Annotated in this window: 15 protein-coding genes; 6 read left to right on the top strand and 9 right to left on the bottom strand. The window is 37.8% G+C overall.

Features of this window, described 5'->3' with window-relative positions:
• Nucleotides 1–54: 54 nt before the first annotated feature.
• On the top strand, nucleotides 55–1,119 hold the full coding sequence (locus HBN50_RS12775) for an SO_0444 family Cu/Zn efflux transporter (protein WP_273870592.1): 1,065 nt from the start codon (nucleotides 55–57) through the stop codon (nucleotides 1,117–1,119).
• Nucleotides 1,120–1,869: an SDR family NAD(P)-dependent oxidoreductase gene (locus HBN50_RS12770; RefSeq protein ID WP_273870591.1), complete on the top strand. Its 750-nt coding sequence runs from the start codon at nucleotides 1,120–1,122 to the stop codon at nucleotides 1,867–1,869. It begins immediately after the preceding gene.
• A gap of 7 nt (nucleotides 1,870–1,876) precedes the next feature.
• Here the strand turns inward: HBN50_RS12770 and HBN50_RS12765 are convergent, their stop codons facing one another.
• The 3 genes from HBN50_RS12765 to def all read right to left on the bottom strand — a co-directional run bounded on the left by HBN50_RS12765 (nucleotide 1,877) and on the right by def (nucleotide 5,942).
• Nucleotides 1,877–4,021, bottom strand: coding sequence for a phospholipase D-like domain-containing protein (locus HBN50_RS12765; protein ID WP_273870590.1), 2,145 nt, complete (start codon nucleotides 4,019–4,021; stop codon nucleotides 1,877–1,879).
• Between the two features lie 12 nt (nucleotides 4,022–4,033).
• Entirely contained in the window at nucleotides 4,034–5,284 is a 1,251-nt protein-coding gene (locus tag HBN50_RS12760; RefSeq protein ID WP_273870589.1) for a hypothetical protein, read from the bottom strand.
• A 91-nt stretch (nucleotides 5,285–5,375) separates the two neighbouring features.
• Nucleotides 5,376–5,942, bottom strand: a complete 567-nt coding sequence (gene def, locus HBN50_RS12755; protein WP_273870588.1) for a peptide deformylase — start codon at nucleotides 5,940–5,942, stop codon at nucleotides 5,376–5,378.
• Nucleotides 5,943–6,008: 66 nt separating this feature from the next.
• Between def and HBN50_RS12750 the strand changes: the two genes are divergently transcribed.
• From HBN50_RS12750 to HBN50_RS12735, 4 genes are read left to right on the top strand one after another with little or no spacing between them, the layout of a single operon-like run.
• Nucleotides 6,009–6,491: a low molecular weight protein-tyrosine-phosphatase gene (locus tag HBN50_RS12750; protein ID WP_273870587.1), complete on the top strand. Its 483-nt coding sequence runs from the start codon at nucleotides 6,009–6,011 to the stop codon at nucleotides 6,489–6,491.
• Nucleotides 6,472–6,975 (top strand): transcription elongation factor GreB, encoded by a 504-nt coding sequence (greB, locus tag HBN50_RS12745; RefSeq protein WP_273870586.1) that lies wholly within the window; start codon nucleotides 6,472–6,474, stop codon nucleotides 6,973–6,975. Before HBN50_RS12750 ends, greB begins: the two co-directional genes overlap by 20 nt.
• Complete coding sequence (locus HBN50_RS12740; protein WP_273870584.1) at nucleotides 6,972–7,352, top strand: hypothetical protein; 381 nt, start codon at nucleotides 6,972–6,974, stop codon at nucleotides 7,350–7,352. The genes greB and HBN50_RS12740 overlap by 4 nt, the downstream gene beginning before the upstream one ends.
• Nucleotides 7,353–7,363: 11 nt before the next feature.
• Nucleotides 7,364–8,158, top strand: a complete 795-nt coding sequence (locus HBN50_RS12735; protein ID WP_273870583.1) for a class I SAM-dependent methyltransferase — start codon at nucleotides 7,364–7,366, stop codon at nucleotides 8,156–8,158.
• On the opposite strand, the gene HBN50_RS12730 is transcribed toward HBN50_RS12735, so the two are convergent.
• From HBN50_RS12730 to fabF, 6 genes are all read right to left on the bottom strand, one after another.
• The gene (locus HBN50_RS12730) at nucleotides 8,151–9,596 is read right to left on the bottom strand and encodes a metallophosphoesterase (RefSeq protein WP_273870582.1); all 1,446 of its coding nucleotides are present in this window, start codon (nucleotides 9,594–9,596) and stop codon (nucleotides 8,151–8,153) included. The genes HBN50_RS12735 and HBN50_RS12730 overlap by 8 nt on opposite strands.
• 59 nt (nucleotides 9,597–9,655) lie before the next feature.
• Nucleotides 9,656–10,027, bottom strand: coding sequence for a hypothetical protein (locus HBN50_RS12725; RefSeq protein WP_273870581.1), 372 nt, complete (start codon nucleotides 10,025–10,027; stop codon nucleotides 9,656–9,658).
• Complete coding sequence (gene nusB, locus HBN50_RS12720) at nucleotides 10,024–10,497, bottom strand: transcription antitermination factor NusB (RefSeq protein ID WP_273870580.1); 474 nt, start codon at nucleotides 10,495–10,497, stop codon at nucleotides 10,024–10,026. Before nusB ends, HBN50_RS12725 begins: the two co-directional genes overlap by 4 nt.
• Nucleotides 10,481–10,978, bottom strand: a complete 498-nt coding sequence (gene nrdR, locus HBN50_RS12715; protein ID WP_273870579.1) for a transcriptional regulator NrdR — start codon at nucleotides 10,976–10,978, stop codon at nucleotides 10,481–10,483. Before nrdR ends, nusB begins: the two co-directional genes overlap by 17 nt.
• Before the next feature lie 147 nt (nucleotides 10,979–11,125).
• Complete coding sequence (gene glyA / locus HBN50_RS12710) at nucleotides 11,126–12,376, bottom strand: serine hydroxymethyltransferase (protein WP_337961805.1); 1,251 nt, start codon at nucleotides 12,374–12,376, stop codon at nucleotides 11,126–11,128.
• Nucleotides 12,377–12,390: 14 nt separating this feature from the next.
• On the bottom strand, nucleotides 12,391–13,644 hold the full coding sequence (gene fabF / locus HBN50_RS12705; protein ID WP_273870577.1) for a beta-ketoacyl-ACP synthase II: 1,254 nt from the start codon (nucleotides 13,642–13,644) through the stop codon (nucleotides 12,391–12,393).
• Nucleotides 13,645–13,770: the final 126 nt, after the last annotated feature.

The raw sequence follows: 13,770 nt of genomic DNA, 5'->3' as shown, positions 1-13,770 counted from the left end.
CTCTTTTGTGAAATACTAAGATTACGAATGTAACCTTATCACATATAGGATTCTATGGTTTTTATACAAGCATTTTGGAAGTATCTTCTTATTTCTGCTCCTTATTTAATCTTTGGTCTTCTCCTGTCTGGATTCATTTACGCCTTTATTTCTGTTGAGAGAATTAAGAAGGCCATGGGCGGGGAGAGTATTGGTTCTGTTTTTAAGGCGGCCCTTTTTGGCATACCACTTCCTCTTTGTAGTTGTTCAGTTATTCCTACTGCTGCAACTCTTAAAAAAAATGGAGCCTCAAACGGCGCGACATCTTCATTTCTAATTTCTACGCCAGAGTCCGGAGTTGATTCTATTGCCGTGACCTATGCCATGATGGATCTTCCTATGACGATCCTAAGACCTGTGGCCGCTTTTTTATCGGCCCTTGTCGCAGGGATTCTTCAATTTCTTTTTAATAAAGATGGTGGAGAAAAAATAGAAGAAGTAAAATCATGTTGTTCAAAATCAAAAGATGAAGCGAAGACTGAAAGAACAAGCTTTGGCTCTAAAGTTGCTAAAATGTTCTCTTATGCCTTTAATGATCTTCTTGATGATATGGCCTTATGGCTTACCTTCGGTTTAATCGCTGGTGCTGTTATCGAAGTTCTCGTTCCTGCAAACTTTTTTGAAACGATGGGACTTACGGGACAAAAATTAGCGATTCTTGCAGTTGGAATTCCTCTTTATATCTGCGCCTCTGCAACAACACCAATAGCTGCTAGTTTAGTACTAAAAGGAATGAGTCCTGGAACGGCTCTTCTTATTTTACTCGTTGGACCGGCCACAAATATTTCAAATATTCTTGTGATGCAGAAATATATAGGAAAGAAGGGGATTGTTATCAATGTGCTTGTTATTGCACTTGTGGCCCTAGGGATGAGTTATTTTACAGACTATCTTTATAGTGCGTATAGTTTTCCAATAGATTTTAAAGTTTCTTTGCATGAGCATGGAGAAGGTAGTGCTTGGTGGGAGATTGCTCTTGCTGTTGTTTTATCAGTTAGTCTTTTAAAAGGGCTGATTGTTAATTCTTCTGTACGTTCATTTTTTAATGGTTTTTTTAAGAAAGACTGTTGTGGTGGTTAAATGAAAGTTTTTATAACAGGTGGAACAACTGGAATTGGTTTAGAGCTTGCTCTTAATTATTTAAAGACAGGTGATGAAGTCGGTGTTTGTGGAAGAGATCTATCTAAACTTCCTGAAGGTCTCCTAGATCAATATCCTAACTTGAAGACCTACAAAGTTGATGTGACCAATCGTGATGAAATGATTGCAGCAGTCAGTGATTTTTCACAGGGAAGTCTTGATTTAATTATAGCGAATGCCGGAAGAAGTGTAGGGCATAAGACGAAGATGCCTAACTTTGAAGCTTCAAGAGATGTCATTGCGACAAATGTCTTTGGTGTTTTAAATGCCTTTGAAGCAGCTCTTCCTACAATGTTTGAGCAAGGGAGAGGTCATATTGCAGCTGTTTCAAGTGTCGCCGGAATGGTTGGACTTCCTGGAGCTTCTAGCTACTCCGCTTCTAAAGCTGCTGTTTTAAAGTTGTGTGAGTCTTATAGTCTCGATTTAAAGAGATGGAATATTGATGTCACTTGTATCTGCCCGGGCTTTATTGATACACCATTAACAAAGAAGAATAATCACTCGATGCCATGGCTTATGCCAGCAAGTAAAGGTGCAGCTAAAATTAGAAGGGCCCTTGATAGGAAGACAGCGCTTTTTGTCTTTCCTTGGCAAATGAAAACTGTGATGTATTTTTTAGATAGAATGCCCCGATGTTTATATCGAGGCCTAATGGGAATTAAATTATTTAATTATTCAAAAGATAAGTGAGAGACGTTTAATAACGTCTCTCTATTTTATCTTTATTTCTATAGAGTGTTGAACCTAGGCCATTGATAAGTTCCGAAAGATCAACAGGTAGAGCTTTTCCACCTATAGTCGCTTGGAAATTTTCAATATCAAGACTCATTGTCATCTCTTTGTTATTCCAATCTTTTTCAAATTTCTTTTCAAAGTCTGCAATAACTTTTTTGTCGAAAATCTGTGCTCCAAACTCTCTGAAACTTCCTTGAAGTGTATCAGGATTTAAGTTAGAAGAGCCTCCGAGCAAGTACTTACCATCAACAGAAGTGATCTTTCTGTGATTTTCTTGGTGATATTCTTGCTCGTGTCCATTTGGAAAAATAAACTTCTTTCCAAATGTTTTTCGAGCACGAATCTCAATGTCATATCCCATCATTTCTTTCATAAAGAGAGTGTTTGGAAGACCATTCATTCCGAAGTTTCCATTGTGATCGGCTAAAATCTTAATCTTTAGATCTGGATTTTGAATCTTTCTCTTGATCAAAGCATCATTGATATAAGGATCATAAACAAAGAGCTGTTCCATATAGATATATTTCTCGGCCTTAGAGATCATATCAATAAGAATGTTTCTAACATTTTTAATCGTTCCATCAACATCAGCTTCTGCAATTCTCATTGGCTGATTTCCAATTACAGGGTAATTTTCTTTTTTAACTTTGAACCAATCAAGAATTTCTTTTTTCTTTGAAAGATATCTCGTGTTATCAAAACCTTTTTCTTTGAACCAAAAGCATTCTAGCTCTTTTTTATCATCTGTTAGAGCAGCTTCAATATCTCTATAATAGGATGCTTGAACGAGTGCCGCGGCTGGACCGTGAACATAGATGGCATCATCGTAGTAATAACCACCCGAGTGGTCTGTCCAGTTTTTAGAGCCAAAGTAGGCCTTAGGATTGTCTGTATTGGCATCAATGACGATAACTTTTGAGTGATCGATTTTTGATTCGTAATACGTACTTTTAGACTCCATAAACTTACAAGTCTCGCGATTCTTTGGAATAATATTTGTTATTCCAAAAGGGATTCCTGGCGGGTGTCTTTGAATATTGGCCTGCATGAGCATAACCGTTTCTCTAACGACAGGCTCTGTATCGATTCTCTTTTTGATATACTCAAAAATAGGCATCATTTCACCGAGCATATTGTAATTTGTAGCATAGTCGTGAAGAAGGAGAACCTTAAAATTTGGGTTGGCCTTTTTCTTTTTTATCGCCTCATCGATGAGGTATTCACTTAATGTTGCACCAAGTGTTCCACCAAAGAGAAAGATGTCGATAAATACTGAATCTTTCGCCTCATCAATCATTTCGCGGATTCTCATATAAATGGGGTCTTCTTTAAAGACAATATGACCGGAAGGATCTTCTTTCGTTGGCATTTTTATATAAGGGGAGTTGAAATCAAGGCTTCCCCCATTAAAGATGACTCGATCATTAAACCAGTCAATTCGTTTTTCATCACGCTGATTTTCACTGACAACTTCAACTTTATTCCCTGGGACAATTCCTATGTAGGAGAGTGTGTAGGGGCTAATATCAGGAATCTTCTCTCTAAAGTCTTGAACAAATGGATCTTTTGTAAATGCACTAGCAAATTCTTTAGAGGAAAGACTTGCTAACTCCTTTGCCTTCTTTTTAAAAAGAGGAATGAGTTTAGTTGAAATATTGTTGGTCGTAATTCCTTCGCTACCATAGCTATTTAAAAGATTGATTGCGGACATCTTGTGGGACTTCTTTGTTGTTGGATCATCAATATAATCCCTTAAAGAGAGCGCCTTATAGACGAGGTAGTAGGAAATAACTTCTTCAAGCTTTTCCTTATCTTTTTTAACTAGAGACCAATAGGCCAGAGGTCGTAGAATCTTCTCTGGAACTTTATTATCGAGGGCCTTAATAAATTCGAGTACCTCTTTTTTCTTTGATTGACTTTCAATAGATCGAATCAAATCGACAAAGTCCTCACTTCTTGCATAGAGAGGATTTCCAAAGACACTTTTATAGACATCAAGGTAGAAAGACTGCGCTTTAATTCTATCTTGAACATTGATTGAACCAGCTGCAAAAACATTTGCTTGGGCAATCAGAGTACTAAGAGTAATTAGCTTTTTATAATTCATTTTGATTCCTTCTTAAAATTTAGTGTGTAATTCTTCAAGGTGGAGTTGCTCAATAAGCTTAGTGCGAGATTGTTTAATCAGCTCTGTGCGAACTCTATTTTTGAAACTCATCTCCTTTGATGTGTTATCAAAAGATCCTGGAATCTCAATGTTGACCTTTGAAGAGTAAGTAAATTCAGAATCATTAAAGTCATAAACTAACTTTTCAATTGTTGCTTTATATTCTCTCCCTCTATATTTACCGTAGAGATCAAGATCTGCCGTTTCCTTATCCTCGCTTGAGAAAAATCCCGAAAAGCGATCCCAGAGATTTCTCTTTTGCATAGGCAGATCTTTGATCTTTCCAAAAGAAACTTCCATGCGATCAAGCTTTGGCAAAGGGTTTTTTAAATTAAACGTCTTATAGAGATCAGCAGTAACATAACGCTCTTTTGCTTTTCCATCCTTTTTAAAGTGGACCATATCCGCTTGGAAATTCTCCCTTCTAAAAGCTACTTTTAGCATCCCTCTTTCGTTAACACGATAGTACTTTCTAAAGAGGACATGTCCTTTAAGAATATTTTTCGTCGGCCTTGGGATTTTAAAGACTAAGTTTGTATCAGCTAATTCTAAGTTGATTGAAATGGCTCCACCTGAGAATTGATAGATTTCACCATTATTTGGTAGAGGGTTATTTTCCATCGTTTCAGGAATTGTTCTGTCTTTATCAGTAAGCTTTTTATAGAGATCTCCACGCATATCGTGGTGAACGAGTTGGTTTGTTCTCATTTCTTCTTTAAGTTCGAGTGAATTGACTTCTTTTGGAGTGAAAATAAAGTCGATCTGGAAGTTTCCATCTAGGATCTTATAAAAGCGTAAGCGTTTTACAAATTTATCCATAAAACTTGAAATAGCATTTTCTTTTAAGAGGGCAAGCATCTGCTCACTAGGGCGCTCTCCTGCATTGATTTGAGAAAATGTTTGAGAAAAGGCCTCGTGAAGTGCGAGCTTTGCATTTCTTCTCATGTAGCTTTTATCTTTATCTGTAGAAAAGCGTATGCTCACATCGTAATCAATGAAATTGTCATACCTATCGGGAAGAAAAAAATCTCGGTAATAACTAGGATCGATAGATAAATCAAAACTAGCAGGTGCTCGCTCCATAGTTTTTTCACCCCAATAAGGGTTTGGAACTTGATTTTGCTCAACCATATAGTGAGTACTGAGCGCAATTGCGACGACACTAGCAGCACTAAAGAGCACATTTTTAACCGGTTTTTCCACTCTTAACCTCCAAAATAGATTACTCTACTTTATCGGTCGGTTATTTAAAGCTCTAAAGTAAAAAAGACATGTTTGGCCTTTTTCTAGGGGTTTATTCCTCTTGCTGGTTTTCTATATTCTGAGCATCATTGGCCCAAAATTGAACGAATTCCTCATTGTAGCTGAGCTTACTTGGATCGCTGACCTTATCAATATAGAGGTGGCCAAAGAGGTGGTCTAATTCGTGTTGATAAACTGTTGCAAGAAAGTCCTCGGCGATAATTGTCTGCTCTTTTGCTTCAAGGTCTAAGTAGTCGATTTGCACTTTGCGTGGTCTCTTAACAAATCCTCTAAGGCCTGGAACCGAGAGACATCCCTCCCAAAAACCTTGAAGTTCATCATCTAATATCGTTATCTTTGGATTGATAACGACATTGAGTCCAGAAGGACTAGAGCCTGGATAGCGTGGGCTATTATCGGGTACACAAATGATGGCCACTTGCTTACTGATATTGATCTGTGGGGCCGCAATTCCAATTCCGTCTTCGACTTCCATTGTGTCAATGAGATCTTGTACAAGATCTCTTGTCCCATCACTTAGAATTTCTTCTTTACTAAGAGATTTAGCTTTTAGTCGTAATGTCGGATGACCCATGCGAATGACTCTTTTTGCGCCCATAATAGTCCTTTAAAAATTGCATCATGAAGTTCTATAATAAACCAAGTTAGAGAGAAGGAAAATAAAATGAAAACAAAAGTGTTATTTGTTTGTCTTGGCAATATCTGTCGTTCTCCGGCAGCTGAAGGGGTTTTTTTAGATCTCATTAGGAAAAAGCAAATAAGTGACCAGTTTCATGTTGATTCTGCTGGTACAAGTGGATTCCATGCTGGTGAGAAGGCCGATCGACGTATGCGTGATAAGGCCAAGGAAAGAGGAATCTCGTTGGAGTCTCTTTCTAGGAAATTTCTCGAATCCGATTTTGAAGATTTTGATTTTATTATTTGTATGGACGGTCAAAACTTTAAAAATGTGAAACGTCTCGATCCATCTGGACACTATGGGCACAAAGTTTTCATGATGGTTGAATTTTGTAGCCGTTTTAAAGTTCATGAAGTTCCAGATCCTTACTATGGTAGTGAAGATGGTTTTAATCACGTCTTAGATATCGTTGAAGATGCAAGTGAAGGCCTTTTAAAATATATAATCGATGAAAATAGAAAAAAATAATTACATTACTCCCACTGGATATAAAAAGCTCTATGATGAATTTGAGCTTTTAACGAAAGTTGAAAGACCTAAGACTGTCGAAGTTGTTGCTTGGGCCGCTTCTCTTGGTGATCGCTCTGAAAATGCAGACTATATTTATGGGAAAAAAAGACTTCGAGAGATCGATCGAAGATTACGCTTTCTTGGAAAGAGAATTGATAAGGCCAATATTATTGATCCGCTCGATGTGAAATCTTCGAAAGTTCAGTTCGGCGCAACTGTCGTGGTCTGCGATGAGAATGGAATAGAAAAGACGTTTTGCATTGTTGGAGAAGATGAAAGTAATGCACAAAGAGGGCTTATCAGTTGGAAATCTCCAGTCGCCCGCGCTCTTCTAACTAAGGAAGAAGGGGATGATGTCATTGTGCGAGCTCCCAAAGGTAATGTGGAGTATGAGATTATAGAAATACGCTATGAAGCAATTGATTTTGGAGAGTCATCATGATTATTGAATGTCCCGTATCACTAGGTGAGTTAGTTGATAAAATCTCAATTTTAAGAATCAAGCAAAAGAATATTTCGGACGAGTCTAAGTTGGAGCTTGTTTCGCATGAGGAAAAGTTATTGAGTGGAAAACTCTTTTCTCTTAATTTAGATGGGGTCGATATTTTCCTAGAAAAGCTAGTTGAAATTAACTCGCTCTTATGGAAAATTGAAGATGATATCCGTGAAAAAGAGCGTGCTAGAGAGTTTGATCAAGAATTTATTGATCTAGCTCGCAGTGTTTATATGACGAATGATAAACGCTATGAGATAAAGAATGAGCTAAATTTGAAATTCGGCTCAAATGTGAAAGAAGTTAAATCATATGAAAAATATTGAGGGAGCGATCCATGCCTAAATTATCACTCGAAGACAAGTATAGACTTTACGAATCTTCTGTTCAAAATCATGAAGTTGATATTGATTTCGTTAACAAAGAATTCAAGAAGACATTCAAGAGAAAACCATTAACTTTTAGAGAGGACTTTGGTGGAACTGCGGCCATGGCCTGTGATTGGGTAAAGCAATCACCAGAGCACAGAGCATGGGGAATCGACCTCGATAGTGAGCCAATCTCTTACGGACTTGAAAATCATTATTCAAAACTTTCTGATGAGCAGAAAGAACGAATGAAATATATTGAAGGAAATGTTCTAGACAACCAAGAATTCAAAACAGATGTCATTGTTGCCTTTAACTTTTCTTATTTTATCTTTAAAAAACGCAATGACCTTCTTAACTACTTTAAAAAAGTAAGAGAAGGATTAAATGACGAAGGTTGTTTTTTCGTTGATATTTTTGGTGGAACAGAAGCTCGTCAACCAATGGTTGAAGAGACTGAGCATGATGATCATTCTTATTTTTGGGATTGTGAAGATTATAATCCACTAACGAATGAAGTTCTTTATTACATTCATTTCAAAAAGCATGATAACGGAATTAAGTACGAAAATGTTTTTACTTACGATTGGAGAATGTGGTCGATCAAAGAAATTATCGATGTCATGGAAGATGCAGGCTTTTCAAAAGTTCAAACTTACTGGGAAGGTGAAGACGGAGATGGTGGTGGAGATGGTAATTTCTATCGCACTGATAAAGCAGAAAATTGTGAGTCTTGGGTGACTTATATTTGCGCCGTTAAATAGAATCTTTCTTTAAAAATATTTTCATAATTTTAGTACAGGGGTCTTTTAAGCGTTGTTCAAATGCTTCAACAAGGCCCCTTTCTGCTAGATCTAATGCCGACTCTTTTAAATATTGTGTCGTAAATTTTCGACCTTTTCCTTCTACTTTTAGAGCAAGAAGATCATCACTATTCTCAAAGCGTCCAATAATTCTATGCCCATCTCTTGTTTTCATCCCAATTGGATTCATTGTCTCATTCACATTGGAATGAACAATTAATTTCGACCCTTCTTTATTTTCGGTTTCAATATAGACATCTTCACCTTGGATGATAATTTTTGAAGCATGATCTGTAGAACTGAATGAACTGTCAGCAAGTACGACTTCAAAATTAGGTTTTCTAAGAAGAATGGGATAGTCTCCCGTTGGTGTGTGACCTACAATAATTCGATGGATTCCAGCGCTTTGAAGCTTTTTAATAAGCTTTCGACGTGGGGAGTGAGGGTTACCCTCTTCATCAGAATAGCGTCCATAGATAACACTTTGTTCGTTTTGAATCGTTCCTTTTTTAGGGGCATGATAGACAAGAAGATCTGCACCTTTGGAAGAATCTTTAAACCAGTCATTAATCTCACTTTTGGCCCATTGATTAAGCTTTGATATCCATTCACGAGGATCTTTAAAGTGAAAAAAATTACCTGGAACATAGCCAATATTATTGTCAGTGACTGCTCCGTGAACAAAGAGATTTCCATCGATTATTTTTGCAAGTTGTCCTAGTTTTAAATACTCCCTTAAAATTCCACCTTCTTCATAGTCATTTAAAAAAGAGGCAAAGACAAAGTTATCGTCAATTGTTCTCGTTGGAACGAGAATCTTTAATTCTTCTTTTCTATACTCAAAAGCTTTCGGAGCATTCATTCCTGCCAAAAAGGCCTTAAAGCGAAGAAGAGGTGTATCATAGCGTTGAACAAACTTTTGAACACCCTTCGTATTTAGATGCTTTGGAATTTTAAATCCATAGTCTTTTTCAAAAACTTCTTTGTACCAAGGAAGAACAATTTCAGGTACAGGCTTATTTAAAAACTTGTCCATAAGAGACATAATTTTTAATTTATTAATATCGCGGTTTCCAAGGATGATCGTTACTTGGTTTGGATATTTCTTTTTTAGATGAATGAGATCGTTCATAATTCGAAGAGAACCAGGACCTCGATCCATGACATCACCAAGAAAGACAAATTTTTTGTCTCCAATAAGATTGAGCTTTCCGTCTTCTGAGCGATAGAGGGTGTCAGTTTTATTAATGAAGTCTTCAAAGCGATTGAGATTTCCCTCTAGATCACCTAGCACAGCAATCTTGCTCTCCTTGAAAGAGGAGGGCATACGAAAATTGATGACATTATGATGGCCACAACTTTGTAGAATAAATAGAAAAATAACGATTACTAAGCGCACGACAATATTATCGGCTAAAAAGACCGACTTTTTTAGTTTTTCTTTTTAAGTAGTCAAAATTACAAGGTGATTTGTCGAAGTCTTTTTTTTGAAAAATTGAACTTAAGACCTTCTGGATTGAAGATAAGGATGTCCCCCTCTTTAGGAAAGAGTGAGGCAAGATTGTTGATTTGATTTTCAATTTCTTTGTTCTCGCCATGTACATGAGCAAGAGAAAAATTCTCACCAAATGATTCAGTCGAGAAGAAGGTGCAAGAGCTCGATTGCTCTTCATTTCCTTGTTCTTCAAATCTTGTAAGAAGGCCATCAAAGAAATAGTCGAGTTCTTTATGGCCGGCCGGTCTTTTCGTTAGAGGGAGTTCTGTTACCCAGATAAGTCCGGCCACGCCTGGCATGAGTTCTGTTTGAAGCTTTGAGAAAACTTGGTTCATAGTTCCTTACTAACTTTATCGAGGATTGCATTAACAAAGCGAGCTGCTTCTGCTGTTCCATATTTCTTGGCCATTTCAATGGCCTCGTTTATAGTAACTTTATATGGAGTCTCTGAGATGTCTTTCATTTCAAAAATTGCTACAAGTAAAATTGTCGCATCTACTTTCTCAAGAGAGTTGAAACTTCTTTTTAACTTGGGTTTTATGATTTCTTGTAATTCTGGAAGATTTTCAAGAACACCTGCAATAAGGCGTACACCATAGTTTTTAGCATTTGGCGTAAGATCGTTTTGAGGATGTTCTTTATCTCTTTCAACGTAACTAATATCGAATTCGTCGACAGCTAAAGTAAATGCTTCTTTGCTTTTTAAAAGAGTTTCACGAAGATCTGAAAACTCATTCAATTGGTGCTTATAGAGAAATTTGAAAGCATAATCTCTAGCAACTGTTTTGTTACTGAAGCTGGTCACGGTCACATCCTTTATCATCACACGTCTCGATTGAGGCGATGTCTTTTTGTAAACTGGAAATAAATGATTCGATATTTTTGTAGTTCCAGTAGAAAGAAGCAAAACGAACATAACTTACTGGGTCCAGTTCATAGAGCTTACTCATTGTTAACTTTCCAATTTGGTTAGCTGGAGCCTCATCAGGATATTTACTGATAATCTCTCTTTCTACTGTATCGATTAATGAATTGATTTGTTTTGTTGTGATTGGTCTCTTTTGACAGGCCTTCTTAAGACCTTTAAGAATTTTTTCACGGTTGTAATTTTCACGACGGCCATCGTTTTTGACGATCTCTGGCATTTGAATTTGTATCTTTTCATATGTCGTGAAGCGATTATCACAATTACAACACTTCCTACGACGACGAATCGTCTGACCTTCAAGAAGTAATCTTGAATCAATAACTTTTGTATCTTGGGCGTTACAAACTGGGCAGTGCATAAATGTTTCCTCTAAGTTTATGAGTTTTACCTAGAAGCAGCGATTTAGGCAAGGGAAAAGCAAAAAATATAGATAGCTAAGTACTTAGAAACTAAGGGTGAAAAAGAAAAAGCCCCCATTATTGTGGAGGCCTTTTGAGTATTTTATTTAATAAACAGGGAACTCTTTGCAAAGCTTGAGGACTTCCTCTTTGATGCCGGCCAAGGCCTTCTCATCTTCAGAGTTCTTAAGGGCCTTAGAAATCCATGAGGCGAGTGTCTTCATGTGCTCTTCTTTGAGTCCACGAGTTGTTACAGCAGGAGTTCCAAGACGAACACCAGAAGTAACAAAAGGAGATCTCTTGTCTCCAGGAATCATGTTTTTATTACAAGTGATTCCAGCTTTCTCAAGAGTCTGCTCAGCAACTTTACCTGTCAGGTCTACTGAATCGGTTTTAAGAAGAACTAAGTGATTGTCAGTTCCGTTTGAAACAATATCGATTCCCTCTGATTGAAGTGCCGCTGCAAGAGCTTTGGCATTATCGATAACTTGTTGTTGATATTCTTTATATTCTGGAGTCAGGGCTTCTTTAAAGGCCACTGCTTTTGCTGCAATAACGTGCTCAAGAGGACCACCTTGAATACCTGGGAAGATATTAAAGTTGATCTTTTTAGCAAGCTCTTCATCATTTGTAAGAACGATACCACCACGAGGACCACGAAGTGTCTTGTGAGTTGTCGATGTTACAGCGTGTGCGTATGGTACTGGAGAAGGATGAAGTCCTGCGGCAACGAGTCCTGCAATGTGGGCCATATCGACTACGAGATAGGCTCCAACTTCATCTGCGATTTCTCTAAACTTTTTAAAATCAATGGTTCTAGCATAAGCAGAAGCTCCAGCTACAATGAGTTTTGGCCTTTCTTTAAGAGCGACCTCTCTCACTTTATCGTAATCAAGTTCTTCAGACTTTTCATCTAGGCCATAAGAAACGATATTGAAAAGTTTCCCTGAGAAGTTTACAGGTGAACCGTGCGTAAGGTGACCACCTTGAGCAAGATCCATTCCCATCACTTTGTCTCCTGGCTGTATAAGAGCAAAGTATGTTCCCATATTTGCTTGTGAACCAGAGTGCGGTTGAACGTTGGCAAACTTTGCTCCAAAAAGTTCGCAAACGCGATCAATAGCAAGTTGTTCAACAGTGTCAACAAATTCACATCCACCATAGTAGCGCTTCTTTGGCAGACCTTCTGCATATTTATTTGTAAGGATTGAACCTTGAGCTTCCATCACAGCTTTTGAAGCGTAGTTTTCTGAAGCGATAAGTTCTAGACCTTCTTCTTGGCGAGAAAGTTCTTTTCCTACAAGAGCAAAAATTTCTGCGTCCATAGACTCTAATGAAGTGGCATTTTTATGAAACATATTTTCTCCGATTCTTATTCAGCGTATCTTTTTAGAACAAGGGAAGCATTCGTTGATCCAAACCCAAATGAGTTATTGAGGGCGTATTCAACTTGCTTTTTTCTAGCACCTTCAGAAACGTAATCGAGATCACAAGCTTCATCAGGGTTATCTAAATTAATTGTTGGAGGAAGAACACCTTCGTGAAGTGCCATGGCACAGAAGATTGTTTCAATTCCACCAGCAGCACCAAGAAGGTGACCTGTCATTGATTTCGTTGAGCTTACGGCCATATTGTAAGCGTGCTCACCAAAAGTTTTCTTAATTGCATTCGTCTCACCAGCATCTCCAAGTGGAGTTGATGTTCCGTGTGCATTAACGTAACCAACTTCTTCTGGTTTGATTCCCGCGTGATTTAAGGCCATTTTCATACATCTCATAGCACCTTCACCTTCTGGGTGTGGAGCTGAAATGTGGTAGGCATCACTTGTTGCTCCGTGACCTACGATTTCTGCATAAATTGTAGCACCACGAGCTTTTGCTTTTTCAAGGTTTTCAAGAATGAGAATACCGGCGCCTTCTCCCATAACAAATCCATCTCTGTCTTTATCAAATGGGCGAGAAGCTTTCTCTGGTTCATCTTGTCTCTTCGATAGGGCCCTCATAGAAATAAACCCACCAAGACCAAGATTGCAAACAACGGCTTCAGCACCACCTGAAACCATAACGTCTTGACGACCTGTCATAATTTCAAAAGCTGATGCTGAAATAGCGTGGGCCGCAGAGGCACAAGCCGAAGAGATTGAGTAGTTAAGACCTTGGAGGTTATGTTGAATACTCATCATCCCCGAAGTCATATTTGGGATAATACCCGGAATGAAAAATGGCCCAATTCTTCTTGGTCCCTTTTCAATAAAATTTCTAGCAGTTTTTTCAATCTCAGGGAAGCCACCAATTCCTACACCAAGGATTGATCCCATTCTCTCTCTATCGTAAGGAGAGTTTTCTTTTAATCCTGCATGCTTTAGAGCTTCTTCAGCAGAGTGAAGAGCAAATTGAATAAAGCGGTCATAGCGAGCATGTTCTTTCGCTGGAAGAATATCTTCAGAAAGAGAGAAGTTCTTAACTTCTCCTGCAATTTTTATCGCAAGTTTTTCGTCGAGTTCGACTTCTGTAATTTTACTAATTCCAGGTTTACCTTCTTTAATATTTGACCATACGTCTTGAAGGTTGTGTCCAAGAGAACAAATCGTTCCCATACCAGTGATTGCAACTCTATTTGTTGTCATAAATACCTCTGCTTTTTTGAGCATCATAGTATAAAAATTGCCTTCATTTCACTTGATCAAACACCAATTGGCAACACTCGGAGCACTATCTTCTGGAAAAAAAGTAAATAATGAGATTTACAGCGA

Origin of the sequence: Halobacteriovorax sp. GB3 (genome assembly GCF_028649655.1) — a bacterium.
Classification (GTDB): Bacteria; Bdellovibrionota; Bacteriovoracia; order Bacteriovoracales; family Bacteriovoracaceae; genus BSW11-IV.
Note: the sequence above shows the minus strand (reverse complement) of the source record. Positions and strands in the feature narration are given on the sequence as shown.